The sequence below is a fragment of the Glycomyces arizonensis DSM 44726 genome, assembly GCF_000482705.1.
Classification (GTDB): domain Bacteria; phylum Actinomycetota; class Actinomycetes; order Mycobacteriales; family Micromonosporaceae; genus Glycomyces; species Glycomyces arizonensis.
Genome location: NZ_AXWO01000026.1, coordinates 20024 through 46522, shown reverse-complemented (window position 1 = coordinate 46522; position 26499 = coordinate 20024). Strand labels below are relative to the sequence as shown.

Sequence of the window (26499 nt, the reverse complement as noted above, 5' to 3'; positions counted from 1 at the left end):
CGCGAAGGTTGCACTCCTAATCACAGGAAAGTCTGGCCCACAGCAGCGTGTCGCGCCTGGTGCCGTCCACCGACGGCAGACCGCCCCGCTCGATCCCCTCCAGCCGGAACCCGGCCCGCCGCAGCACCGCCTGCGAAGCGGCGTTGTGCACGTCGGTCCCCGCCCACACCCGGTCGACGCCGACCTCGTCGAACGCCCACCGGCACACCAGGACGACCGCGCGGGTCGCGTAGCCCTTGCCGCGCGCGTCGGCGCTCAGGTCGTAGCCGACCATCGCCGTCCCCACCAGCCGGGACACGTCGTAGAGGCCGATCGTGCCGCGGTAGCCGCTGCCATCGTCGATGACCATGAACGCCGAGCGGCCCCGCAGCCAGTCGACCGCGGCCCGCCACTCGCACACCTCGGCCACCTCGCCGACGCTCGGCGGCAGTTGCAGAGCGGCGCCCTGGTAGACGTCGGGGGCGGTGCGGTGGCGCAGGTGCGCCTCGGCGTCGTCCGGGCGCAGCGGCCGCAGCGAGACCGTCCCGTCGGTGAGCTCCCCGCCCGGCAGGTCCGGCAGCGCCCGCGGGGCCGGGCCGTGCCCGTCGCCGGGCAGCAGCCCCAGCGAGAGCGCGTCGGTCCCGTCCGGCGAGCCCGACCGCAGGACGCCGTCGGGCCGGAACCCCGCCCGCATCGCCGCGCGGATCGAGGCCAGGTCCCGCACCGGCGGCCGCGCCTCCAGTCGCCTCGCGCCGGAGGCGAACATCGGTTCGGCGACGGCCCTGAGCATCGCCGAGGCGAGCTTGCGGCCGCGGCGCTCGGGCGCCACCCAGTACCGGATCGACACGACGCCGTCGGCCTCGCTCCAGCCGATCGCGCCCCACACGTCGTCCACGTCCGGCCCGACCGCGACCATGTCGGGGTCGAAGCCGCACTCGAGCTTCAGGTCCTCGGGCGCCGCGCGCAGCGCGAACGCCGCGGTGGTGACAGGCTCGATGAGATACACGCCATCAGCCAAGCAGGGACCCCGTCCATGAGTCAAGCCTTTCGCCCGGACCATGAAGAAACTGGCGTTTTGTGCCCTCTACGACGAAGCCGACCTTCTCGGCCACCCGCCGCGACGCCTCGTTGCCGACCACCGCGCGCCAGTCGACGCGCTCCAGCGCCAGCTCCTCGAAGCCCAGGCGGCACAGGCGCCGCGCCGCGGCGGTCGTCCAGCCGCGGCCCCGCGCCCACGGCGCGCAGAAGTAGCCCAGTTCGGCCTCGCCGGGCACGCCGAGCGTGAGCTCGACCGAGCCGCAGTACCGGTCGTCGTCATCGGCCAGGGCGTACAGGACCGTCTCGCCGCGGTCCCACGTGCCCCTCGTGCGCTTCACCCAGGCGGCGGCGTGCTCGCGCGTGTACGGGCTCGGCAGGCTCACCCACCGCTGCGTCTCGGCATCGGCGCAGGTCGCGGCCAGGTCGTCGACGTCGCCCTCCCGCAGCGGCCGCAGGCGCAGTCCCGCCACGTCGGTCCCCAGGACCGGCTGCTCGGCCAGGAAGAACCCCGCCTGGCGCTTGAGGATCGCATAGTCCGGCGGCGGGTCGTCGGCCTCGCGCACCTCCCCGGGCAGGATCGCGCCCACCCAGCAGTCGCGGGAGACGCCCCGCTGGTTGACGCCGTTGCGGGCGACCCCCTCGACGGTGAAGCCGGTGCGGATCGCGGCCAGCCGCGAGGCGTGGTTGCCGACGATCGCGTCCCAGGCGATCCGCCGCATCGCCATCTCGTCGAACGCGAACCGCACCGCCGCGCGGATCGACCGCTGCGCCACGCCGCCGCCCCGCGCCCACGGCGCGGTCAGGTAGGTGATCGCGACCTCCCTGGAGAACGAGTGCGTCAGCGCCATCGACCCCTGGAGGGCCCCGGCGGCGTCGACCACCGCCCAGCGCGGGTTGTCGGCCCGCCAGTGCCGCTCGCACAGGTCCAGGAAACGCTCCCGGTACTGGCGCGACCACGGCAGCGGCATCACCATGAACCGCTCGATGAGCGGGTCGTCGTAGATGCGCTGGAGATCGGGCAGGTGGTCCTCTTCCCAGGGGACCAGCCGCAGGCCTTCGGCTTCGAGGGTGACGGGTTCCATAAGTTCCGATTGTGCCGCAGCCGCCGCCGGAAGGGGGACCAGGTTGCGACGCGTACTATTGGACGCGATATCCACCCGTGTATCCGTGGCCGACCTTGCTGGGAGCTGACTTTCCGTGTCGCTGTTCGAGAGGGTGCTGCGCGCCGGCGAGGGCCGCGCACTCAAGCGCCTCAACGCCATCGCCGACGCCGTCGACTCGCTGGAGGACGAGTACGAGTCGATGACCGACGCCGAGCTGCGCGCCCTGACCGACGAGTACAAGAAGCGCCTCGCCGACGACGAGACCCTCGACGACCTGCTGCCCGAGGCGTTCGCCACGGTCCGCGAGGCGGCCAAGCGGGTCCGCGGCATGCGGCACTACCACGTGCAGATCATGGGCGGCGCCGCGCTCCACCAGGGCAACATCGCCGAGATGAAGACCGGCGAGGGCAAGACGCTCGTCTCCACGCTCCCGGTCTACCTCAACGCCCTCGAAGGCAAGGGCGTCCACCAGGTCACCGTCAACGACTACCTGGCCAGGCGCGACGCGGAGTGGATGGGGGAGATCCACCGCTTCCTCGGCCTGACCGTCGGCACGGTCCTGCCCGGCGAGGGCTCCGAGAAGCACCGCGAGGCCTACGCCGCCGACGTCACCTACGCCACGAACAACGAGCTCGCGTTCGACTACCTGCGCGACAACATGACCGCCTCGATCGACAACCTCGTCCAGCGCGGCCACCACTTCGCGCTCGTCGACGAGGTCGACTCGATCCTCGTCGACGAGGCCCGCACGCCGATCATCATCTCCGGCCCCGCCGAGCACCAGAAGCGCTGGTACACCGAGTTCGCCAAGATCGTGAACTCCATGCGGCGCGACGAGCACTACGAGGTCGACGAGGGCAAGCGCACCATCGCCATCACGGAGGCCGGCGTCGCCCGCGTCGAGGACCGGCTCGGCATCGAGAACCTCTACGACTCGGTCAACACGCCGCTGGTCGGCTACCTCAACAACGCGATCAAGGCCCGCGAGCTGTTCGAGCGCAACCGCGAGTACATCGTCTCGGAGGCCGGCGAGGTCCTCATCGTCGATGAGTTCACCGGCCGCGTCCTGGCCGGCCGCCGCTTCAACGAGGGCATCCACCAGGCCATCGAGGCGAAGGAGGGGGTGGAGATCAAGCAGGAGAACCAGACGTTCGCCACCACCACCCTCCAGAACTACTTCCGCATGTACGACAAGCTCTCCGGCATCACCGGCACCGCCCAGACCGAGGCCGCCGAGTTCAACCGCGTCTACGACGTCGGCGTCATCCCGGTGCCCACGAACAAGCCGATGATCCGCAACGACCGATCCGACGTCATCTACAAGACCGAAGAGGCCAAGTTCGACGCCGTCGTCGACGACATCGTCGAGCGCCACGAGACCGGCCAGCCGGTCCTGGTCGGCACCGTCTCGGTCGAGAAGTCCGAGTTCTTGTCCCAGGCGTTGAAGAAGCGCGGCGTCAAGCACAACGTCCTCAACGCGAAGAACCACGCCAAGGAGGCCGACGTCATCGCCCAGGCCGGGCAGAAGGGCGCGGTCACCGTCGCCACCAACATGGCCGGGCGCGGCACCGACATCATGCTCGGCGGCAACCCCGAGTACCTGGCCGCCGCCGAGCTGCGCTCCCGCGGCGTCGACGAGGCCGACGAGGAGACCTACGCGGCCGAGTGGGAGACGACCCTCAAGAAGTTCGAGGAGATGTGCGCCGCCGAGGCCGAGGAGGTCAAGGACGCGGGCGGGCTCTACGTCCTGGGCACCGAGCGGCACGAGTCGCGGCGCATCGACAACCAGCTGCGCGGCCGCTCCGGACGCCAGGGCGACCCCGGCGAGTCCCGCTTCTACCTCTCGCTCTCCGACGACCTGATGAAGCGGTTCAACGCCGACGCCGTGCGCGCCATGATGAACCGCCTGCGCGTGCCCGACGACGTCCCGATCGAGTCGAAGCTCGTCACCCGCCAGATCGAGTCCGCGCAGTCCCAGATCGAGGGCCACAACGCCGAGATCCGCAAGAACGTCCTCAAGTACGACGAGGTCATGAACCGCCAGCGGACCGTCATCTACGACGAGCGGCGCGCGGTCCTGCGCGGCGAGGACGTCCACGACCAGATCGAGCACATGATCGACGACGTCGTCGAGGCCTACGTCGCCGGCGCCACCGCCGACGGCTACGCCGAGGACTGGGACCTCGACGAGCTGTGGAGCGCCTTCAAGCAGCTCTACCCGATCCAGCTCACCCAGAAGGAGCTGCTCGAGCGCGTCGGCGGCGTCGACGAGCTCGAACCGGACAACCTGCTCGAGGCCGTCCGCGAGGACGCCCACGACTACTACGCCTCCCGCGAGGCCGAGTTTGGCGAGGAGACGATGCGCAAGCTCGAGCGCCGCGTCATGCTCCAGACCATCGACCGCAAGTGGCGCGAGCACCTCTACGAGGTCGACTACCTCAAGCAGGGCATCAGCCTGCGCGCCTACGCGCAGAAGGACCCGGTCATCGAGTACCAGCGCGAGGCGTACGAGATGTTCCAGACGATGCTCGACGGCATCAAGGAGGACACCGTCCGGTTCCTCATGAACGCCGAGCTCAAGCCCCGCCCGAAGGAGGGCGAGGGCACCGAGAAGACCGGCGAGCCCGAGGCCGAGATCCGCGGCCTGGAGCCGCTCAAGCAGCCCGACCGGCTGCTGCAGAGCGCCCCGTCCATCGACGGCGCCTCCGGGACCGGCACCGCGGCCGTGCGCGAGACCGACGCCGCCGGCGAGACGGTCGTGCGCCCGCCCAAGGCCCTCCAGGGCAAGAAGCGCGACGTCAAGCGCACGGCGGGCGCCGGCAGCAAGGGCAGCGCGAAGGTCGCCTCGAAGGCCACCAGGTCGTCCGGGCCGCGCAGCGTCGCCACCGCGCCGCCCGCCAAGCAGGCCAACCCGAACCAGCGGCAGTCCTCGAACGAGCCGAGCCGCAACGCCCCGTGCTACTGCGGCTCGGGCAAGAAGTACAAGCGGTGCCACGGCGCCCCCGGCGGTGCGAGCCAGGACTGACCGGGCCGCCGATAGAGAATGACAGGCATGCCGAGGATCTACGTACCCGCCAACGCCGCGATGCTGCGCGCGCTCGCTGACACCGGTGAACTCACGCCCGCCGGGCCGGTCCACATGGTGACGCGGGCGCTGCGCCTCGCGCACCCGGACGCCGACGTCGAGGACCTGGAGTACACCGCGTTCGACGACGCGGCGCTGACGTCGGTCGGGCTCCTCGCCGGGCAGGTGCCCAGGCGCGTCGTGGTCTCGGCGGACGTGCCGGGCGACCGGATCGACGAGCACGGCGACACCGCCGCCGACTTCCGCGGCACCGTCAGACTCAAGAAGGTCGCCGCCGTCCACATCGACGACGCCGACGCCGCCGCGCTGCTCGCCTCCGAGGAGCCGGACCTGGCGGTCCTCGAAACCCACCTGCTGGACTGGTACGCGCCCTCGGAGCTTCAGGACCTGTTGAGCGTGGTGACCGGACCGGCCCAATGAGGACGCCGTTCGACACGGCGCTATTTACCTTGTAAAACTAATATCGAATGTTAGATTTACAAGGTGAAATCGATGGGGATCGTGGCACGAGCCGATGCCGAGACACAGTTGCGGGAAGCACTGGGACGTGCTCCGATCGTGTTGGTGACCGGTCCGCGCCAAGCCGGGAAATCGACGCTCGCCAGGCAGGTCGTGAATCCTCCGAGGTCGAACTTCTTCGATCTGGAGGATCCGAGGGACGCTGCCCGTCTCGGAGCGCCCACGCTCAGCCTGCCGATGCTGCAAGGTACCGTCGTCATCGATGAGGCGCAGCGAAACCAGGACCTGTTCCCGGTGCTCAGGGTGCTCGCCGACGAAGACCGCCGTCCCGGACGATTCCTGATCCTGGGAAGCGCATCGCCCGATCTCGTCGGTCTGGCCTCCGAATCCCTCGCCGGACGGGTGACCCTCATGGAACTCGGCGGATTCGAGCTGCGGGACCTCGGGCCGGACGCATTGGACGCGCTATGGCTCCGGGGCGGCCTGCCTCGGTCCTATCTGGCAGAGGACGCGAAGTCGTCCAGTGCATGGCGTGAGGATTACATCCAGACCTTTCTCGAACGCGACCTTGCCAACCTCGGCATTCGGATACCGGCGAGCACCATGCGGCGGTTCTGGACGATGCTCGCCCACTACCACGGGCAGACATGGAACGGAGCGGAGCTGGCACGCGCACTCGGCGTCTCCCAGCCGACGGTGCGCCGCTACCTCGACGCGCTGAGCGATGCTTTGGTGGTGCGGCAGCTGCAGCCGTGGTTCACCAATATCGGCAAGCGCCAAGTCCGCTCGCCGAAGATATACGTGCGCGACAGCGGCCTGCTGCACAGTCTGCTCGGCATCCGCGACTACGACGACCTGCTGGCCCATCCGAAGATCGGTGCGAGCTGGGAGGGCTTCGTCATCGAGCAGTTGCTCGCCCGAGGCGCCGCGGACCCGTGGTTCTGGGGCACGCAGGCGGGCGCCGAAATCGATCTGCTGGTGTCAATCGCCGACGAGCGCATCGGCATCGAGATCAAGCGCACGGACCGTCCGAAGATGACCAGGTCCATGAGCGTCGCCCTCGCCGACCTGTCGATCGACCGGGTCGTCGTCGCGCATGCCGGAGGCGACCGTTTCCCCCTCGCGGAGCGCGTGGAGGCGGTGCCCGTCCGGGACCTCCTCATCAGCGGGCTGCCGATCCCGCAGACAAGCTGATCAAGCCGTCTTGGCGGGCCTCGGCAGCAGCATGCCGTAGGCCAGCACCGAGCACAGTGCCCCGGCGAACAGGACGGTCATGGCGCCGTTGTACTGCCACTGGAACGTCAGCGTCAGGTACGCCTCGTCGAGCACGGCGACCTCGTCGACGCCGATCGCCAGGACCGTCTCGACGCCGACCTGGGCGATGATCGTCGACACCAGCCAGATCGCGCCGGGGATCGCCCCGGCGAACAGGAAGCCGTACAGCCGCGTCCCGGCCTTGGCCGAGCGCAGGTACAGGAACGCGGCGAACCCGCACGCCAGCCCGGCGGCGAACGGCGCGATGGTGCCGAGCGCCCCGTACTCGTCGAGCGGGTCGCTGAAGAGGCTCTGCTGCGACGTCTCCAGGACGCCGCGCAGGAACATGAGCGCGAGCAGCAGCAGCGTGCCGATGAGCCCGGCGACGACCGGGAGGCGGTGTCGCGGCAGCGAGAACAGGCCGCCGACCACGGCCGAGCCGAGCAGGACGAGCCCGAGCGCGAGCGCGATCGCGGCGTCGACGCTGAACAGCGCGTAGGCCGCGCCCGCGGTGGCGAGCCCCACGACGGCGAACCCGGCGGCGGCCAGCGCCCGGCGCGGGCCCTTGACGCGGGAGGCGACGACGCCGCCGACGGCACCGGCGAATATCGCGATGATGATGGGGCTGAACAGGCTCAGCGCCAGCGTCATCACGCCGGTCTCGTCGAGGCCGTCGGCCATGCCGGTCAGGGCGTACAGCGAGACGAGCACGCCGACCAGCGCCGCGAGCGCGCCTATGCCGAGCACGACGGTGACGGCGCGGCCCTCGCGCTTCGGCTGGGGAACGGTCTCGGCGGCCGCCTCGTCGGTCACGGCCGGTGAATCCTGTGTATCGGTCACCCGCCCAGAGTACGGACGCGTCCATCGGCGGCTGCATCACACCGGTCCCGCGGCAGGCCTGAAGCACGCCGGGGCGCCTTTGTTCCCTTCGCGGCGGGCCACCGGGCCGCGACTGTGCGAAGATGGCGAGAGCGGAGGCCGTACGGTAGCCTCGGAATCATAGATCTTTTCTTTCAGTTGCCATCGAATCTATGGGAGAGTGCGATGGATGCCTTGTTTAACGTCCCGACTCCGGAGAACGAACCGGTCAAAACCTATGCACCGGGCACGGCAGAGCGCGAGAGCCTCCAAAAGAAGCTCGCCGAACTCGCGAGCACCCCGCTCGACCTGGACATGAACATCGCCGGCGAATGGCGCCGCGGCACCGGCGCCGAGATCGAGGTCGTCCAGCCCCACAACCGGGCCCACGTCCTCGGCACCGCCCGCGAGGCCACCGACGGCGAAGTCGCCGACGCCGTCGCCGCCGCCAAGGCCGCCCGGCGCGAGTGGCAGCGCATGCCCTTCGCCGACCGCGCCGCCGTCTTCCTGCGCGCCGCCGAACTCATCTCCGGGCCCTACCGCGACACCCTCAACGGCGCGACCATGCTCGGCCAGTCCAAGACCGCCGCGCAGGCCGAGATCGACTCCGCGTGCGAACTCATCGACTTCCTGCGCTTCAACGTCGGCTTCGCCGAGGGCATCTACCGGCAGCAGCCGAAGTCCTCGCCCGGCGTGTGGAACCGCATGGACCACCGGCCCCTCGACGGCTTCGTCCTGGCCATCACGCCGTTCAACTTCACCGCGATCTCCGGCAACCTGCCCACGGCCCCGGCGATCATGGGCAACACCGTGGTCTGGAAGCCCTCGCCGACCCAGCAGTTCGCCGCGCACTTCCTGATGCGCGTCCTCCTCGAAGCCGGACTGCCGCCCGGCGTCATCAACATGGTCACCGGCTACGGCGAAGCCGTCTCCAACGTGGCGCTCGTCGACCCCGACCTGGCCGGGATCCACTTCACCGGCTCCACCAAGACCTTCCAGCACCTGTGGAAGACGGTGGGGGACCACATCACCGGCTACCGGGCCTACCCGCGCATCGTCGGCGAGACCGGCGGCAAGGACTTCATCATCGCCCACCCGAGCGCCGAACCGCAGCAGCTGGCGGTGGCGATGGTGCGCGGCGCCTACGAGTACCAGGGCCAGAAGTGCTCGGCGCTGTCGCGCACGTACATGCCCGCGTCGCTGTGGCGCGGCGGCCTCAGGAACATCGTGCTCGGCATGACCGAGGAGCTCACCTACGGCGACGTCACCGACTTCTCCAACTTCGGCGGCGCGGTGATCGACGACCGGGCGTTCGCGAAGCACGTGGCGCTGTTCGAGCGGCTCCGAGGCGACGACAAGGCCACCGTCCTGACCGGCGGCTCGGCCGACGACTCGGTGGGCTACTTCGTCGAGCCGACCCTGATCGAGGCGACCGACCCGGCGCACGAGCTGTTCACCGACGAGTTCTTCGGGCCGATCCACGCCGTGTACGTCTACGAGGACGACGACTTCGAGACCGTCGTCAAGCAGGCGAGCGACATCGCGCCGTACGCGCTGACCGGCGCGCTGTTCGCCACCGACCGCCGCGCGATCGCCTGGGCCACCGAGGAACTGCGGTATGCGGCGGGCAACTACTACATCAACGACAAGCCGACCGGCGCGGTGGTGAACCAGCAGCCGTTCGGCGGCTCGAAGAGCTCGGGCACGAACGACAAGGCGGGTTCGTGGCAGAACCTCGTCCGGTGGGTGAGCCCGCGCTCGATCAAGGAGAACTTCGTCCCGCCGACGGACTACCGCTACCCGCATCAGGGCTGAACTCACCTCTCGCAGGCCCTCGGCACTCGCTCACGGCTCTTCACCGCGAAGGAACCGTGAACGAGTGCCGCCGCGGGGCCGACATCACCGATACGGGGGCTCGGACCGGACGGTCCGAGCCCTTTATGCTTGGGCGATGACGAAGCGTGAGCATCCCCTCAAAGGCGAGTTCGACACGGCGGCGGCCCGCTGGGAGCGCACGATGCGCGAGGACGGCACCCCTGCGGCCCTGGAGATCGGCTACGCCGACAACGGCCTGGTGGCCCTCCGCATGGCCGAGAACCCCGAAGGCGACCTCCTCATCTACACGCCCGCGGAATGGGAGGCCTTCGTCGAGGGCGTCAAGGACGGCGAGTTCGACATCGAGACGTGGGAAGACGAACCGATGGTCGAGATCGCCGAGGACAAGGGCGAGTAAGACAACCGAGACCCCGGCCCGCGCCACGAGACGCGAGCCGAAGCAGCGCCGTGCCGAAATACGGGGACCGGGCGCCCCACACTCCAGAAACGCAGGCAAGAACGCCGTAGACCCCGAAACGCGAGCCGGAACGCCGCCGACTCCTGAAGGCGGGCCCGAACGCCGCCGATGTCTGAAACACCGGTCGAGCGCTTGCAATCCCGAGAAATTCCCGCCTGCCGTGTATCTGACCCTGAGACGAGTGCTCTTATACGTTGAACGCGGAAGAAACCCGTCCAGCCCGTGACGACAGCCGCGTTCCGGGCTTGAGTGCCTCCCGACAAAACGAATAGCACCGGGACCCATGACCCGGCAGAAGTTGAGGAGAATCGACCGCGAGGAAGATTCTCCTCAACAGGAACAACCGCATAACACCCCTGAAATGAGAGGAGCTCCCATGCGTCTGATCTTCGCCGACGAAGAACCCCACTTGGAACCGAACCCGAGGCGTGACCGAATGAGCGGCGTGCCGGCAATCTCGGCGACCACTCTGGATCGGCACAGTGGACGTGTGCTGCGCCCTGGCCAGGTGGTGCGGGCCCCCGGCGAGCCGATGCCCGTCGGCACGATCTACCGCTACGACCATCTCCTGATCGACGAGTCGATCATTCTCGACGACGCGGTGCGCAGGCGACTCGAAAGCACCGTGAAACCGATCGGACTGCGGCTCGACTGTCAGTCCTCCACTGCGATCGTGCCCGGTCAAGGATCCCACCGGGTACCTGTTTTGCTTGGCGGCCAGGGAGATCCGACTGCTGTCGACGCATGGGCGCTGATCCAGCGGTTCAGGACCGCTATGGGTGAGGGCCGTCTCCCCGCCGAAGTGGCAGACAAGGTGCGATTGGAACACTTGATGGTCTGCTCGAAAGGCACGCCAGGCATCAGTGGTGCCGAACCTCCCGCCGCAGCCTCGCATCTTCGCCCGTTGGGGCGGATCCCAGTCGACATGGTGAACCCCATGCCGTTGCGGAGGAGCATGGACAGGCGTATTCGGGTAGCAATACTCGACACCGGTGTTCCGAAGTCGCACGCGGCATTCGACGTCTCCGACCGCTCCGAGGGCGAGGACACGTTCGTAGTGGTCGACGAGGAGTTCCAGCGTCGTCTGGGAAGCCAGGCCGACTCTCCGGCGCTGCCGCTCGACACGCCCTGGGACGGTCCGGTCCACGAGCCCACGCTGCTGGGCGAAGTGGCGAGTCATTTCGGGCACGGCACCTTCATGACGGGTTTGATCCGCCAGATTTCCCCCGACGCTCAGGTGTACTCGCTCCGAGTGGTCCACAACGACGGCCTGGCTTACGAACATGAGGTGGTCGGTGCTCTCAACCATGTCGCCGATCAGGTCGAAGCCGCTCGAGGCGGCGACTCCGAGGCGATCGGAGTCGATGTGGTCGTGCTGGCGATGGGGTATGTCGATGAGAACCCCGACGACCCGCCCGGTGGCTGGATCGGCTCCTCCATCGAACGACTGACCAATCTCGGCGTCACGGTGGTCGCCGCGGCCGGGAACCAGTCGTCGGACCGTCCGTTCTACCCGGCGGCCTTCGCCGCGTATCCCCGGCCCGAGACATCGGCGCCGGTGTTGAGCGTCGGTGCGCTGAATCCCAACCAGAACGTCGCGATGTTCTCGAACGACGGCCCTTGGGTCTCGTGCTTCGCGACCGGCGCCGGGCTGGTCAGCACGTTCCCGGGCGAAGCCAAGGGATCACTGATGCCTGACCGACGTGCGCGGGCGTCGTTCGCCGATCGCCACCGGGAGAGCCACGATCCCGATGACTTCTCCGCCGGTTACGCCGTCTGGGGTGGTACCTCATTCGCCGCGCCGCTCGCCGCCGCGTTCCTGATGAACGAGATGACCGAAAGCGGTATGCCCGAAGTGGATGATTCGGTGCAGGTTGCAGCGTGGGCGCACGGGGCCCTCAAACGGTTGAAGAACCGCTAGCCTGAAGTAATGAACGCGACTTCAGCTCAATCTGTGGCAGCTGTGGATTACGACCGGCGCGGGCGGTTGTACATCGCCGCGCGCGCCGGCGACAAGAAAGCCCAACGCATTCTTGTCGAGGAACTCAACGTGCTGCTCTGGAGGGCCGCGCGCCGGGCGGGTCTCGATCGCGAGAGCGCGGCCGACGCCGTCCAGACCGCGTGGCTTCGCCTGTGGCGCCCGGGAACCGAGCTGGAACAACCGCGCGCGTTGACGAAGTGGTTGCTCACCACGATCAGGCGTGAAGCCTGGAAGCTGATCAGCGGCTCCCATCGCGAGATCGCCGCCGACCCCATCGATCTCCAAGAGCCGGTCATTGAAGGCATTGAGGACGGTCTCGTCCGCGATACCGAACACGAGGCCGTGCGGCGCGCATTCCTTGCCCAACCTGAGCGGTGCCGGCGACTGCTCGCCTATGTGGCGGCGGTCGACCGGCCCGACTACGACGACATCTCCGAAGCGCTGGGGATGAAGAGGGGAAGCATTGGCCCTACACGAGGTCGATGCCTGGACAAACTGAGGAAGACACTCCTGGCCGACCCCGGCTGGAGCAGAGGTGAGGAGCGGGACGATGACGCAGCCTGAACGGGAAAACCAGGGTGAGAATGAGTCGTTGGACTCCTGCGATCGACGGATTCTGGCGGTGATCGACCAGCTGCATGATCGCGACGATCCGATTCCGGACGATCTCAACGAACGTGTGCTCTTCGCCCTTGAACTCGAGGCGGAACTCGACGCCCGTGTGGCCGGCATATCCCGGCCCACCGAGTTCACTCTCGTGAGGGGAGATACCGAACTCGCCGTGGGGCAAGGGGATCCCGCATCGATCACATTCGACTGCGAGGCCATCACCGTTATGGTGACGCCCAGGCCTTCCACGCTGCAGGAGTTGCGACTCGACGGCTGGATCGGTCCTGAGGGAACATATGTCGTCGAACTCAGAAATCCTGAGGGCACGCGTAAGGCTACGACCGATGAGAGCGGGCGCTTCGTGCTGGAGGGACTTCCGCACGGAGAAATGTTCCAGCTGGTGATTCGCCCTGATGAGACCCTCCAGCGAGAGGGGCTGCCAGCGGTCGTCGTGACGCCCGCAGTGCGGCTGTAGCATATGAAGAATGCTCTCCCGCGTATGGCGCCTGTTCTCGCGCGGCCAGCGTCTGCACCGGCGTGGTCGCATGGTGGAAGCAGCCGAAACCCTTGAAGAGGCACTTGCGCTCGTTGAATGGAATCCCGGACACCCACCACCGCCCGGTACCGCACGAGCGCGGCTCATCGCTCGGATCCTCACTGTCCGCTCGGTGAACCTGGCACATCTCGGCGACTCGGCCATGGGCCTGCGCCTTCTTGATCATGCTGAAGAATTCATCGCTCCCGAGGAACGAGGCATGCTCCTGCATCAGCGTGCGTTCATCCTCTGGCAGAACGGTCGCCTGAATGATGCGCTCAAGTGGTTCGCGGCCGCTGAGCCCTTCTTGGAGTCCAACGGGCCGGATTGGATGTATGCGGCACTGTTCCACAACCGAGCCGCGGTATGGAGAGACCTGGGCGAGCTGCACAACGGCCTGGAGAGCATTCAGCGCGCGATAAGTCTGTACGCGAACCTCGATATTCCGGTCCACCAGGCGAAGGCCCAGCATGCCGAGGCGTTGCTGTGGCTCGACCTCGGTGATGTGACCAGGGCACTTCGCGCGTTCGATGAGGTCCGCGTCCAGTACCGGCGGCACGCACCCGAACTCGAGGCGTTCGTCCTCGGCTCGTATGCGGATGCGTTGCTCTATGTCGGAATGTACCGGCAGGCCGCCGAGCATTGGGCGGAAGCCATTGCGGGACTGCGACTGTCAGGAGACCAGCGCACAGCGGCGATTCTTGAGTTCTGGCGCGCGGTGGCCGGTTTCGAATACCATCAGTTCGAAACGGCCAGCGAATGGGCGAAGCAGGCCATGAATTCGTTGTACCGCCAAGGCAACGAACCGATGGCGTTCCTCGCGCAGCTCTTGATACTCCAGGGGCAATTCGATTCGCATAACGAAGGCGTGAATTTCGCCGACAAGGTAGCCAGGCTGTGCGAGGCGTTGGAAAACCGCGGATGGACACTTCGGCTGAACCAGGCGAAAATCCTCGAGGCGAGAGCGCGTATCAGAATCGGCAAGTTCGACGGCGTTCACGAGCTGTTGGACGAGTCCCAGGAAGGCGCCGGTTACGAGGCGCTGGCCGAAAGCCTTGCGCGGTATCTCGCCAAAGCCGAATTGGCGACCGCGCAAGGGCGCGATCCCATGCCGGAACTGCACGCCGGGCTGAACCTGCTCGACAGGTACCGTGTCGAGTTCGGTTCAATCGAGTTCCAGGCAGGAGTCTCCGCTCTCGGAGTGCAGCTCGCGAACAGAGGGCTCGTGCACACGACCGAGCACGGTGAACCGGGGGAGATGCTGTGGTGGGCCGAACGCTCTCGCGCTCAGGCTCTTCGCATTCCGCCCGTGAAGTCGAGCGCTGATCCGGATGCGCGAGAAGCGCTTGGGCGTCTTCGGCAGGCACGCCAGCGTCTCTGGGACCTCCAGGTCGAGGGCAAGGACGCGACCGAGGCCCTTGAGCGCGTCCGCGAGCTCGAGGAAGAGATCCGGGCGTACGACCGGGCCAAACCCGGCCCCGGACAGCAGACCGAGCGCATAGCCGCTGAAAGCATTCACAACCTGGCCGAAGACCGTGATTCCGTGGTGATCAGCCTCTTCGATGCCGGAGGACATCTGCGCGCGGTGTTGTCAGGAGCAGGAGGCCTGCGGCACGTCGAGTTGATCGAACTCGAACCGGCTGTCGAAGCCGGACGGCGGCTGGGGGCCGACCTGGATGCGCTCGGCGCTCCGTACCGCCTTCCCGAGCGTCTCCGCCAGAGCGTCGAGGGCTCAGTACGCCGCAATGCGGAGACGCTCGCGGAAGGCATTTGGAAGCCGATCAGCCGCTTCGTCGGCGATCATTCCGCCGTCATAGTGCCCCATAGCAAGCTCGCTTGGGTGCCTTGGCCATTGCTCCCGCCGCTTCGCGGGCGGCCGGTCACCGTCGTTCCCTCTGCTGAGGCCTGGTATCGCGCTGTCAACCGCACCCGCGCGACCGGAGCCGCTCTCGTCGCGGCCGGGCAGGCACTGAACACGGCGGACACTGAGATCGATGCGATCGCCGCGCTCTACCCTGGAGCGCACCTCATGCGTGCCGAGGACTCCGATCCCGAACTGGTCCTCAAGGCACTCGACGGTGCCTCCGTCGCCCACCTCGCGGCCCACGGGCACCACGAGCCCGACAACGTCCTGTTCTCCCGGCTCGACTTCGGTCAAGGTCCCCTCAACGCCTACGAGCTGCTCGGCCTCGACCAGCCCCCCGGACACGTCGTGCTGTCCTCTTGCGACCTCGGGCGCTCCACCGTCGCCGTCGGCAACGAGACGCTCGGGTTCACCGCCGCGCTCCTGCACGCGGGAACCTCCACGGTCGTCTCCAGTCTCGGGCGCGTCCCCGACGAGCTCGCCGCCGAGATGATGATCGACTACCACCGCCGCTGCGCCGCCGGAGCGACCCCCGCCGAAGCCCTCGCCGCCGTGGGGGAGAACCGTCCCTGGCATCCCTTCGTCTGCTTCGGGGCCTGATCACCCCTCATTCGCTCCGACCGCGCGACCGAGTTCGCCCATCGGCGAAAGCGGCCGGCCCCGTCAGGACCGGCCGCTTTCGTGAAGAAGTCGGTCAGTCGAACAGCTCTTCGACGCGCTCGATCTCCAGCGCCCGATCGCCCCAGCGTTCGAGCTGGTCGATCTCGGTGCAGGAGGCGATCCGGTCCCGAGCCGCGGCGTCGACCGCGATACCGCGCCGGTCGAGGATGCGCAGCAGCATGTTCGCCTCGCCGCGAGCTTCGCCTTCGGCTTCGAAGCGGTGGAAGATCGAGTTGCCGGAGTTGCGGCGATAGACAGTGTCGGTCATGATGGCCTCCAGTCGCCCCAGAGCGGTGTCCGTGAGCGTGTTGCTTGCGATTCGAGTGTACTTGACCTGCAGGTGCTTGGGGAGGTTCGCGATGGCGCCCCCGAACGCCGCCATGACGTCGTGGCCCTTCTCGCCGTCGCCGTGCGTCATGGCACTGAGGAGCGCCATCTGCTCGCAGCCGCGGACCTCGTCGGGATCGGTGACGACCGGGATCAGGTCAGGGCCGATCACGAACGGGACGAGCGTGAAGCCCATGTGCCCGGTCTCGATCGGCAGGCCCGCCCACTTGGTGGTGGCCGCGTCCGGGCAGATCACCACCAGCGCGACCGGGCAGCGCAGGCGGCTGCGCACCGCGATGAGGTAGTCGGGCCATGAGTAGTGCTTCTCGTCGCTGGGCCGTAGCTGCACCTCCACGATCAGCGCGAATACCGCCTTCTCGTCCTGGTAGTAGACCTCCAGGTTGTCGCAGTCGCGCTTGTCGGGCTTGTCGTTCCGAGTCATGGCCTCGGAGCCCTCTTTGACCGAGGTGTAGTCCGGGAGGCGCCGGCCGAGCAGCCCGCAGTACAGCTCGGTCGCGAGTTTCGGATTGTCTTGAAGCAGCCGCAATGGCGCTTCGTGTCCATGTGTCACCACGCGTCAGACATTAGGAATCGAACGCGCTCCGCCATGGGACCGACACTGTCGGATACGAGACAGTCGCGTCTTCGTTCGAGTGGTGGGAGGAGGTTGGGCGGTCGCGGTGTTCTGGCGTTATGGTGGGCGTCACGCAACATGAGTCCACGTCACCCCATGAGGTCCCCCATGACGCACGCCGCAGCGCCGGGCACGACGCGACCGGGCGCATGCTGATGCGCCGCCGCTGGCTGCCCGTCATCGTGGCCGTCGCCGCGCTCGTCGTGGTCGGACTCGCCGCCCAGGGCACCGGGATGCAGTGGCGCGAAGGCGAGGTGCTGCTCGACTCGGAGGGCACCGCGGCGCCGCCGGCCCTCGAGACCGAAGCGCAGGTCGAGATCACCACCGAGCCGATGTTCGAGGACACCGGCGACTCCTCGCTGCCGCCGTGGGTCTCCTGGCTCATCCTCGGCGTCCTCGTCGGCATCCCGGTCGCGCTGCTGCTGGCGGTGCTGGCGCGCCAGCTCGTCCGCTGGCTGATCGACGCGCAGGCCACCGACCGGCGCCAAGAGGTCGAACCGCAGCACCTCCACCGCGACGTCGCCCTCGTCGAAGCGGCCGTCGCCGCCGGGCTCGCCGAGATCGACCTCGGCACCGACCCGCGCAGCGCCATCATCGCCTGCTGGGTGCACTTCGAGGACGCCGGCGAGCGGGTCGGCATCCCCAGGGAACCGTCCGACACGCCCTCGGACCTGGTCCGCAAGCTCCTCGAACGCCATGAGCTCGACGGCCGCTCGCTCGCCCGCCTCTCCGAGGCCTACCTGCGGGCCCGCTACTCGCCGCACGAGGTCGGCGAGGACGACCGCGACCGGGCGCGCTCGGCACTGGTCGAGCTGCAAGGCCAGCTCGGCGTCAGGGAGGCGCGGTGAGTGACTTCCTCGCCCCGTTCGGGCGGCTGCGCTTCTGGCCCGCCGTCGGCATCGTCGCCTGCGCCGCCGCGGTGTGGGGCATCGCGCGCGTCTCCGGCGTCGAACTGCTGCTGTGGCAGGTGGCCCTCCTCGCTCTCGCCGGACTCGCGCTCAACGCGATGGTCGCCGCCCTGCGCCCCGACACCGAGCCGGGCCCCGAGCTCACCACCCGCAGCGTCAACACCTCCACGTGGCGGCCGTTCGTCGAGGTCAACCGCTGGGAGGACCAGCTGATCTTCGCCGAGACCAGGCCCGGCACCTTCGACGGCAGCAACGCCAAGCGGCGGATCGTCGAGCTCGCCGAGGAGCGGCTGCGGCTGCGCCGCGGCCTCTCACTGCGCGGCGACGCCGACCAGTGCCGCGGCATACTCGGCGAGCGCACCTACGCCTTCCTCACCGCGCCCGTCCCCGACTGCCCCACCGAATGGCAGCTCCACGAACACCTCACCAGGATCGAGGCCATCTGATGAACGACCACGCCGCACCGCCGATCGGCCTCGACGAGGTCGCCCGGCACTCCCAGGCGGTCCTCAAGTCCGTCCAGTCCGTCATCGTCGGCAAGGACGAGTCGCTGAAGCTGGTGCTGGCCGGGATCCTTGCCGGAGGGCACATCCTCCTCGAAGACCTCCCCGGCCTCGGGAAGACGCTCACCGCCCGGTGCTTCGCGCAGAGCCTCGGCCTCGACTTCCGGCGCCTCCAGTTCACCCCCGACCTGCTCCCGGCCGACGTCACCGGCTCCTTCCTGTACAACCAGAAGTCCGGCGAGTTCGTCTACCGCAAGGGCCCGGTCCACACCAACCTGCTGTTGGCCGACGAGATCAACCGGACGCCGCCGAAGACGCAGTCGGCGCTGCTGGAGGCCATGCAGGAGCGGCAGGTCTCGGTCGAAGGGGAGACCTACCGCCTGCCGCGGCCCTTCACCGTGCTGGCCACCTCCAACCCCGTCGAGTTCGAGGGCACCTACCAGCTGCCCGAAGCGCAGTTGGACCGGTTCCTGCTGCGGGTCTCGTTCGGCTACCCCACCCAGGACGAGGAGTGGGAGGTCCTCCAGCGGCGCCTCGGGCGCCGCACCGAGGACGTCGAGCTCGACCCGGTCATCGACGCCGAGACCCTCGTCGCCATGCAGGCCGCCCTCGAACACGTCACCGTCGAGGACTCCGTGGGCCGCTACATGGTCGCCATCGTGGCCGCCTCCCGCACGCACTCGCAGTTGCAGGTCGGCGCCTCCCCGCGCGGCTCGCTCGCGCTGCTGCTCGCCTCGCGGGCGCTCGCGGTCCTGTCCGGGCGCGACTTCGTCACCCCCGACGACGTCAAGGGCGTCGCCGGCGCCGCGCTCGCGCACCGCATCACGCTGCGCCCCGAGCTGTGGATGCGCCGCATCGACCCCGCCACCGTCGTCGCCGACATCTGCCACGGCGTCGAGGCGCCGCAGACGGCGCAGGCGCCGACCTACGGCCGGATCCCGAACCAAAGATGAGCCTGGCAGCCGACCCGGTGCTCAGTCTGCGCACCGACAACGCGCGGACGCGGGCCGAGCGCCCCCGCGAGCGGCCCGTCGAGTGGCGGCGCACCGCCGCCCTCACCCGCGCGGTCGCCATCGCCGCGTGCTGCCTCATCGTGTCCGTCGCCTTCGGACGCGTGGACCTCGCGCTCATCGCCGCCCCGTTCGTCGTCGGCACCGTCCTGCTGCTGCGCGAGCGGCCCGAGCGGACTCCCGAGGCCCGCCTCGACGTCGGCGAGGCAGTCTGCGCCGAAGGCGACACCGCCTCAGCCGTCCTCCACGTCGCCAACCCCGAGCCCGTCCGCGTCACGACCGTCGTCACCGCCGCCGCCGACCACTGGATCGACCTGCACACCGGCCGCGGCGACTTCGCCGAGCGGCTCTACCCGAACTCGGCCCGCGAGCTGCTCGTCGCCGGGCGCGCCAAGCGCTGGGGCGGCCACCACCTCGGCCCCGTCCACGTCCAGTCGTACGCGTGCGGCGGGCTGCTGGAGACGACCGTCCAGCGCCTGCCCGGCCAGAAGGTGTGGGTCCTGCCGGTCCCCGGCTGGTTCGACTCCGCCGAGTCCCTGCCGTTCGCCGACGGCGTCGCGGGCGTCCACCGCTCCCGCCGCATCGGCGACTCCGGCGAACTCGCCGAGGTCCGGCTCTACCAGCCCGGCGACCGGCTCCGCCGCATCGACTGGCGCACCTCCGCCCGGTCCCAGGAGCTGTACGTCAACGCCACGCTGTCCGAGCGGGACACCGACGTCACCTTGATCCTCGACCTCCAGATCGAGGCCGGTGAATCCGGCGGCGTGGACGGGCCCGCCTCGGTCGCCGACCTCACCGTCCGGGCCGCGGGGGCCGTCGCCGCCCACTACGCGCTGCAAGGCGACCGCGTCGGCTGCATCGAGTTCGGGGCCCGCGCCCGCCGCCTGCGAGCCGGGACGGGGCGGCGCCACAACCTGGCGCTGCTGCGCTGGCTCGCCTCGGTCGAGATCCCCGCCGACTCGCTCCCGCCGTCGGTCGAGATGCTCCGCCGCCGGCTCGACAGCCACCGCAGCATGCACGTGGTCTTCACCCCCCTGCTCACGGAGCGCTCCATCGGGCTGGTCGCCGCCCTCGCCCGCGCCGGGCGGCCCGTGCTGTGCGTCGACACGCTGCCGGGCCACGTCGCGCCGCCGGCCCGCTCGCACTGGACGCCGTACGCCGAGCGGCTGTGGCGCCTGGCCCGCACCAACACGGTCATGGAGCTGCGCGACCTCGGCGTCGCCGTCGAGCCGTGGACCGGATCGGCCTCCCTCGACGACGTCATCGCCCAGCTGGTCAGGAGGCGGTACCGGTGAGCGACGCCCAGCGGGGACTGTTCGAGGCGATGGGTGACGGCCTGCGCCTGCGCACGCGGAGCGGCCGCCGCCGCGCCGCCTCGTGGCTGCGGCGCCTGGCCCCGGCGGCCGTGCTGCTGCGATCGACGGTCGGCCTGTCCTACTTCATCGCCGCCGAAGTGGCGGTCCCGCCGCAGTGGTCGTCCTCGGCCGCCTACCTCATCGTCGCCGCGGCCCTGTCGCTCACCGCCGCGCTCGCGCCCGCCGGGATCGCCCCGCTCGCGGCCTCGGCCACCGTCATCGCGGCCTGGCTGATCACCTCGAGCGTGTACGAGGACCACGGCGGGCTGTGGATCCCCGCCGCCGCGGCCGTCCTGCTCTACGCCGGGCACTCGGCCGCCGCCGTCGCCCAGCGCTTCCGAACGACTACGACGGTGGACAGTGAGATCGTCCACACCTGGGCCCGCCACCTGGGGATCGTCGCGGCGTCGACAGTGGCCTTCGCGGGACTTCTGGCCCTGTTCACCGCCTATTTCGCCGCTATATCCCCGGCCGTAGCGGTGGGTGTCGGTCTCGTGGCGGCTGTCACGGTGATCTACGTCCTGGCGCGTTCCCTACACAAGAGGAGCCCGCGCTAGTCAGAATTGAACATGTGAAACGTATAGTCGTGATAGGTGCCGGTCACGTCGGTTTTTACGTTGCCGAACGCTTGAGCAAGAAGCTGAAGAGCGACATCAAGCGCGGTCAAGTGGAACTGATGGTCATCGACCCCAACCAGCACATGACCTACCAGCCGTTCCTGCCCGAGGCGGCTGCAGGCAACATCTCCCCGCGCCACGGCGTGGTGCCGCTGCGCCGCGCGCTCAAGCACTGCACCATCCTCACCGGCGGCGTCACCGACATCGACCACGCCGCCCGCAGGCTCACCATGCAGCCGGTCGAAGGCCCCACCCGCGAGATCGAGTACGACGAGATCGTCGTCGCCCCCGGGTCGGTCTCCCGCCCCCTGCCCATTCCCGGCCTGGCCGACGCCGCCATCGGCATCAAGACGATGGGCGAGGCGATCTGGCTGCGCAACCACGTCCTCCAGCGCTTCGCCGCGGCCGTGAGCACCACCGACCCGGACATCCGCCGCAAGGCCCTCACGTTCGTCACCGTCGGCGGCGGCTTCGCCGGTGCCGAGACGCTCGGCGAGCTCGAGGACCTGACGGCCACGGTCGTCCACGACTACCCGGAGATCGACCCCGACGAGATCAAGTGGTACCTCGTCGAGTACGCCGACAAGATCATGCCCGAGGTCGGCCCGCAGATGGGCGCCTACGCCGCCCGCGAGCTCACCAAGCGCGGCGTCGACATCCGCCTGAACACCACCCTGAAGTCCTGCGAGGGCGGCCACGTCGTCCTCACCGACGGCGAGGAGTTCGACACCGACACCATCATCTGGACCGCCGGCGTCATGCCCAGCCCGCTGCTGAAGAAGACCGACCTGCCGATCGGCCCCAAGGGCCACCTGGAGTGCAACACGCGCCTCCAGGTCGCCACGGGCGTCGAGGCCGGCACCGCCGAGATCGGCGAGGTCGTCGACGGCGCGTGGGGCGCGGGCGACTCCGCCCAGGTGCCCGACACCTCGGACTTCCCGATGAAGTACTGCGCGCCCAGCGCCCAGCACGCCGTCCGCCAGGCCCAGGTCCTGGCCGACAACATCTACGCCAAGCACGTGGGTGCCGCCCTCAAGCCGTACGAGCACAAGTACATCGGTTCGGTGGCCGGGCTCGGCCTGTACAAGGGCGTCGCCAACACCTACGGGTTCAAGGCCAAGGGCCTGCTCGCCTGGTTCATGCACCGCGGCTACCACCTGACGCGCGTGCCCGGCGTCGGCCGCAAGGGCCGCATCCTCGCCGACTGGATCGTCGGGTTCTTCACCAAGCGCGAGATGGTCCAGCTCGGCGAGATCAGCCTCGGCCGCGAGCCGTTCGAGGCCATCGCCGCCGGGTCCGACCCCGCGCGGGCCGGGGAACCGGGCTGACAGCGATACAGTGGGAGCACCACGGGTGACCACCCGTGGTGCTCTCGTCTTTTGCGAGGTGGAAAACTGGTGTCCATGAGAGCACGTGTACTCGTCGTCGACGACGACCCGGCGTTGGCGGAGATGCTCGGCATCATCCTGCGGACCGAGGGCTTCACCCCCACCTTCGTCACCGACGGCGAGAAAGCCCTTGCCGCGTTCAAGGAGCACCGCCCCGACATCGTCCTGCTCGACCTCATGCTGCCCGGCATGAGCGGCATCGACGTCGCCAAGGCCATCCGCGGCGAGTCCGGCGTCCCGATCGTCATGCTCACCGCCAAGTCCGACACCGTCGACGTCGTCCTCGGCCTCGAATCGGGCGCCGACGACTACATCGTCAAACCGTTCAAGCCCAAGGAGCTCGTCGCCCGCATCCGCGCCCGCCTGCGGCGCGGCGACGACGTCACGCCCGAACGCCTGGAGATCGGCAAGCCCGGCCTCCAGGTCCAGATCGACGTGCCCGCCCACCAGGTGACCCTCAACGGCGCCGAGGTGAAGCTGACCCCGCTCGAATTCGACCTCTTGGTGGCGCTCGCCCGCAAGCCCCGCCAGGTCTTCACGCGGCAGGTGCTCCTGGAGCAGGTCTGGGGCTACCGGCACTCGGCCGACACGCGGCTGGTCAACGTCCACGTCCAGCGCCTGCGGGCCAAGATCGAGCCCGACCCCGAGCGCCCCCAGCTCATCCAGACCGTCCGCGGCGTCGGGTACAAAGCCGGATTGGGATAGTGGGCCGCACCTCCACCTGGTTGCGGGGCATCGGCGGGCGGCTGCGGCACCTGGCCGTGCGGGCGGCGAACCCGATCGTCGGCCGCTTCCGCGCCTCCCTCCAGCTGCGGGTCGTCGCCTCCACCCTCATCGCCTCCACCGTCCTGGTCCTCACCTTCAGCTTCGTCGTCGCCGGGTCGGTGACCTCCGGCCTGCTCGCCAACCAGCAGGACACCGCCGTCGACGAGACCGTCAACGCCGTCGAGCGCGCCGCCGACCAGCTGGGCACCTTCACCTCCTCGGACGACAACACCCTCGGCCCCACCATGCAGCGGATCGCCAACGAGATCGCCGAGGACCCCGTCTTCGCGCCCTACCTCCTGCTGACCACCGCCGACGGCGACGTCGTCAAGTCCAACCCCGTCGGCGGCATCGACCTGCCCTCGGACGAGCTGCGCGAGCTGGTGCGCGGCGGCAACGTCGCCAGCCAGTACGGCACCTTCGACTTCGAGGACCGCGAGACGACCCAGTACCTCATCGTCGGCGCGCCGATCGAGCTGGCCGTCGAGTACGAGCTGTACGCGTTCTACCCGCTCGACTCCGAGCAGAAGGCCATCAGCCTCCTGCGCACCAACCTCGCGCTCGCCGGCATCGCCCTGGTGCTCCTCCTCGGCGTCATCGCCGCCCTCGTGACGCGCCTGGTCGTCACCCCCGTCCGCGAGGCCGCCCGCACCTCCCAGCGGCTCGCCGCCGGACTCCTCCACGAGCGCATGGAGGTCCGCGGCGCCGACGACCTCGCCCGCCTGGCCGGCTCGTTCAACCTCATGGCCGAGAACCTCCAGAGCCAGATCCGGCGCCTCGAAGAGATGTCCATGATGCAGCGCCGCTTCACCTCCGACGTCTCCCACGAGCTGCGCACCCCGCTGGCGACGATCCGCATGGCCGCCGACCTGCTCTACGACACCCGCGAGGACTTCGACGCCGTCACCAAGCGCTCCACCGAGCTGCTCCAGCACGAGATCGACCGCTTCGAGGACCTCCTCCAGGAACTGTTGGAGATCTCCCGCTTCGACTCCGGCTTCGCGTCCCTCGAAGTCGACGCGGTCGACGTCAACCCCATCGTCGAGGACGTCGTCGCCCAGCAGTCGGCCCTCGCCGACGACTGGGGCGTCACCGTCACCGTCCACCGCCCCGCCCGGCGCGTCGTCGCCGAGGTCGACTCGCGGCGCGTCCAGCGCATCGTGCGCAACCTCGTCTCCAACGCCATCGAGCACGCCGAGGGCCGCCCCGTCGAGGTCACCGTCGCCGAATCCGAGACCGCCGTCGCCGTCGCCGTCCGCGACCACGGCGTCGGCCTCAAGCCCGGGCACGCCGACCGCGTCTTCGACCGGTTCTGGCGCGCCGACCCCTCCCGCACGCGCAAGACCGGCGGCACCGGCCTCGGCCTGGCCATCAGCCTCGAAGACGCCAAGCTCCACTCCGGCACCCTCCAGGCCGTCGGCGAGGTCGGCCGCGGCACCCTGTTCGTGCTCACGCTGCCCCTCCAGGCCGGCAACCGCGTCATCACGTCCCCGATCCCGCTCCGACTCGACGAGGAGGCCCCCGATGCGCACTAGAATCCTCGCCTGCGCCGCCGTCTCCTGCCTGGCCGCACCCATGCTCGCCTCCTGCGGCGTCCCCGAGTCCTCCTCGCCCGAGGTCGTCCAGGCCGCCCCCACCGACTTCGGCCAGTCCTCCTCGGTGGAGGCCGAGTCGTTCCTGCCGACCGAGGACGCGATCACCACCGTCGAGCACTTCCTGCGGGCCGCCTCGGGCGACCCGGTCGGCCGCGACGACCGCCTCCACGAGTTCACCGACGACGAGCGCGAGTTCTCCGCCCCCGCCGACGGCATCGGCCTGCTCGACGTCGACATCGACCTCGGCGACGACACCGCCGACCTCAACACCACGACCGTCGTCGTCACCGGCACGGTCGTCGGCACCTACCTGCCCGACGGGCAGGTCCGCATGAACGACACGCCCCGCGAGTACGAGGAGGAGTTCGTCCTCGAACGCGGGGGATTCCAGGAGAACTGGAGCATCAGCGAGCTGCCCTCCCAGGTCATGATGCTCCGCGACCAGTTCGAGCGGTCCTACGAGCAGGCCCCGCTGTACTTCCAGGCCACCGGCCAGAACGACCTGCTCGTGCCCGACCTGCGGTGGGTCTACCGCAACCTCGACGAGGCCACCGACCACGACATCCGCCTCAACTGGCTCATCCAGGGCACCTCCGAGTGGGTCCGCCAGTCCGCCCGCTCGGTCATCCCGGTGGGCACCGTCTCCGAGCCGATCACCGAAGAGGACGGCGTCGTCCAGATCGACCTGACCCTCGGCGAGGGCGCCGACCCCGACGCCGCCACCACCGACGCGATCGCCGCCCAGATCGCCTGGAGCCTCGGCCTGACCGGCCGCTTCGAGCTGCTCTTCAACGGCGAGCAGCGCGCCGAGGGCACCCTGGAGAAATGGCGCGACTGGAACGCCATCCCCTCCGGCGGCGACGAGATCGGCTACTTCATCGCCGAGGACACCGTCTGGCAGTTCACCAGCGAGGCGATCACCGACGCCTCGGCCGACCACCCGTGGGTCGGGTTCAGCGAGCCCGGCCTCCGGCAGGTCGCCGTCGCCGACGACGACCAGATCGCCGCCGTCGTCGCCGCCGAGACCGGCCTCGAACTCCAGACCGGGGCGGGCGAAGGGGCCATGTCGACCGTCGAGGGCCTGGCCGGAGACCTGCGCGACCCGCAGTGGCTCACCGACGGCACCGTCATGCTCGTCGACGACGGCGTCCTCACCACGGTCGACACCGGCAGCGGCGCCGTCCAGACCCTCGCCGGGGAAGCGGTGGAAGCCTTGGCGGTGGCCCCCGACGACCACCGCATCGTCTACGTCGAGGACGGCCGCGCCTGGGCCGCGCCGCTGAGCCACGACGCCGACGGCAACCTCCAGATCGGCAAGCCCGAGCGCATCGGGCTCGCCATCACCGGCGTCACCGACGTCGCGTGGGGCTCGGAGGACTTCATCTGGGTGGCGGGCGAGCGCGCCGGCCACGACGACAAGCTGTTCCTGGTGTCCATCGACAACGTCGAGGTCGAGGACCAGAGCGGCACCTCCGGGCTGCCGCTCGCCGAGGCGATCGCGGCCAGGCCCGCCGACCCCCTCGCGGCCGGGCAGAACCGCGGCGAGCCGAACATCGCCGTGATCGGCGACGACCTGTACCGGGTCCACAGCAGCGGCCCCCAGCCGATCGAGAACGCCGACGGCCAGATCGTCCAGGGCTCGGCCCCGTTCACCGTCCTCGAATAGCGAAACGGCCCGG

At 69.2% G+C, this 26499-nt stretch carries 22 protein-coding genes; 18 read left to right on the top strand and 4 right to left on the bottom strand.

Annotated features, from left to right (window positions below):
• Positions 1 to 16: 16 nt before the first annotated feature.
• Complete coding sequence (locus H613_RS27110) at positions 17 to 985, bottom strand: GNAT family N-acetyltransferase (protein WP_051393442.1); 969 nt, start codon at positions 983 to 985, stop codon at positions 17 to 19.
• 4 nt (positions 986 to 989) lie between these two features.
• Positions 990 to 2099, bottom strand: coding sequence for a GNAT family N-acetyltransferase (locus H613_RS30990; RefSeq protein ID WP_026924651.1), 1110 nt, complete (start codon positions 2097 to 2099; stop codon positions 990 to 992).
• A gap of 115 nt (positions 2100 to 2214) precedes the next feature.
• Between H613_RS30990 and secA the strand changes: the two genes are divergently transcribed.
• From secA to H613_RS0116340, 3 genes are all read left to right on the top strand, one after another.
• Positions 2215 to 5145 carry a preprotein translocase subunit SecA gene (secA, locus tag H613_RS0116350; protein ID WP_026924650.1) on the top strand — a complete coding sequence of 977 codons (2931 nt, stop codon included), beginning with the start codon at positions 2215 to 2217 and terminating at the stop codon, positions 5143 to 5145.
• Between the two features lie 27 nt (positions 5146 to 5172).
• On the top strand, positions 5173 to 5625 hold the full coding sequence (locus H613_RS0116345) for a DUF6912 family protein (protein ID WP_026924649.1): 453 nt from the start codon (positions 5173 to 5175) through the stop codon (positions 5623 to 5625).
• Between the two features lie 72 nt (positions 5626 to 5697).
• A complete protein-coding gene (locus H613_RS0116340; protein WP_026924648.1) occupies positions 5698 to 6858 on the top strand; it encodes an ATP-binding protein in 1161 nt (386 codons plus the stop codon).
• Here the strand turns inward: H613_RS0116340 and H613_RS0116335 are convergent, their stop codons facing one another.
• The gene (locus tag H613_RS0116335) at positions 6859 to 7758 is read right to left on the bottom strand and encodes a hypothetical protein (protein WP_156926077.1); all 900 of its coding nucleotides are present in this window, start codon (positions 7756 to 7758) and stop codon (positions 6859 to 6861) included.
• Positions 7759 to 7962: 204 nt separating this feature from the next.
• Between H613_RS0116335 and pruA the strand changes: the two genes are divergently transcribed.
• From pruA to H613_RS0116305, 6 genes are all read left to right on the top strand, one after another.
• Positions 7963 to 9591, top strand: a complete 1629-nt coding sequence (gene pruA, locus H613_RS0116330; protein ID WP_026924646.1) for an L-glutamate gamma-semialdehyde dehydrogenase — start codon at positions 7963 to 7965, stop codon at positions 9589 to 9591.
• Positions 9592 to 9727: 136 nt separating this feature from the next.
• Positions 9728 to 10009, top strand: coding sequence for a DUF397 domain-containing protein (locus tag H613_RS27105; RefSeq protein ID WP_084546692.1), 282 nt, complete (start codon positions 9728 to 9730; stop codon positions 10007 to 10009).
• A gap of 436 nt (positions 10010 to 10445) precedes the next feature.
• Complete coding sequence (locus H613_RS29390; RefSeq protein WP_051393441.1) at positions 10446 to 11990, top strand: S8 family peptidase; 1545 nt, start codon at positions 10446 to 10448, stop codon at positions 11988 to 11990.
• Positions 11991 to 11999: 9 nt separating this feature from the next.
• Positions 12000 to 12614, top strand: a complete 615-nt coding sequence (locus H613_RS27095) for an RNA polymerase sigma factor (protein WP_084546690.1) — start codon at positions 12000 to 12002, stop codon at positions 12612 to 12614.
• The gene (locus H613_RS0116310) at positions 12601 to 13134 is read left to right on the top strand and encodes a hypothetical protein (protein WP_051393439.1); all 534 of its coding nucleotides are present in this window, start codon (positions 12601 to 12603) and stop codon (positions 13132 to 13134) included. The genes H613_RS27095 and H613_RS0116310 overlap by 14 nt, the downstream gene beginning before the upstream one ends.
• A 10-nt stretch (positions 13135 to 13144) precedes the next feature.
• Complete coding sequence (locus H613_RS0116305; protein ID WP_084546689.1) at positions 13145 to 15658, top strand: CHAT domain-containing protein; 2514 nt, start codon at positions 13145 to 13147, stop codon at positions 15656 to 15658.
• A gap of 94 nt (positions 15659 to 15752) precedes the next feature.
• On the opposite strand, the gene H613_RS0116300 is transcribed toward H613_RS0116305, so the two are convergent.
• The gene (locus tag H613_RS0116300) at positions 15753 to 16592 is read right to left on the bottom strand and encodes a hypothetical protein (protein ID WP_026924643.1); all 840 of its coding nucleotides are present in this window, start codon (positions 16590 to 16592) and stop codon (positions 15753 to 15755) included.
• A 236-nt stretch (positions 16593 to 16828) separates the two neighbouring features.
• On the opposite strand from H613_RS0116300, the gene H613_RS29385 reads away from it, so the two are divergent.
• From H613_RS29385 to H613_RS0116255, 9 genes are all read left to right on the top strand, one after another.
• A complete protein-coding gene (locus H613_RS29385) occupies positions 16829 to 17527 on the top strand; it encodes a DUF4129 domain-containing protein (protein ID WP_051393438.1) in 699 nt (232 codons plus the stop codon).
• Complete coding sequence (locus tag H613_RS29380; protein WP_026924642.1) at positions 17524 to 18033, top strand: hypothetical protein; 510 nt, start codon at positions 17524 to 17526, stop codon at positions 18031 to 18033. The genes H613_RS29385 and H613_RS29380 overlap by 4 nt, the downstream gene beginning before the upstream one ends.
• The gene (locus H613_RS0116285) at positions 18033 to 19043 is read left to right on the top strand and encodes an AAA family ATPase (protein ID WP_026924641.1); all 1011 of its coding nucleotides are present in this window, start codon (positions 18033 to 18035) and stop codon (positions 19041 to 19043) included. The genes H613_RS29380 and H613_RS0116285 overlap by 1 nt, the downstream gene beginning before the upstream one ends.
• Entirely contained in the window at positions 19040 to 20395 is a 1356-nt protein-coding gene (locus tag H613_RS0116280) for a DUF58 domain-containing protein (protein ID WP_051393437.1), read from the top strand. The genes H613_RS0116285 and H613_RS0116280 overlap by 4 nt, the downstream gene beginning before the upstream one ends.
• Positions 20392 to 21012 carry a hypothetical protein gene (locus tag H613_RS0116275; protein ID WP_026924639.1) on the top strand — a complete coding sequence of 207 codons (621 nt, stop codon included), beginning with the start codon at positions 20392 to 20394 and terminating at the stop codon, positions 21010 to 21012. Before H613_RS0116280 ends, H613_RS0116275 begins: the two co-directional genes overlap by 4 nt.
• 14 nt (positions 21013 to 21026) lie before the next feature.
• Positions 21027 to 22400, top strand: coding sequence for an NAD(P)/FAD-dependent oxidoreductase (locus tag H613_RS0116270; protein ID WP_026924638.1), 1374 nt, complete (start codon positions 21027 to 21029; stop codon positions 22398 to 22400).
• 75 nt (positions 22401 to 22475) lie between these two features.
• Complete coding sequence (mtrA, locus tag H613_RS0116265; RefSeq protein ID WP_026924637.1) at positions 22476 to 23165, top strand: MtrAB system response regulator MtrA; 690 nt, start codon at positions 22476 to 22478, stop codon at positions 23163 to 23165.
• A complete protein-coding gene (gene mtrB, locus H613_RS27080) occupies positions 23165 to 24760 on the top strand; it encodes an MtrAB system histidine kinase MtrB (protein WP_211234854.1) in 1596 nt (531 codons plus the stop codon). Before mtrA ends, mtrB begins: the two co-directional genes overlap by 1 nt.
• Positions 24750 to 26486 carry an LpqB family beta-propeller domain-containing protein gene (locus tag H613_RS0116255; protein WP_051393436.1) on the top strand — a complete coding sequence of 579 codons (1737 nt, stop codon included), beginning with the start codon at positions 24750 to 24752 and terminating at the stop codon, positions 26484 to 26486. Before mtrB ends, H613_RS0116255 begins: the two co-directional genes overlap by 11 nt.
• The last annotated feature ends 13 nt before the right edge of the window (positions 26487 to 26499 follow it).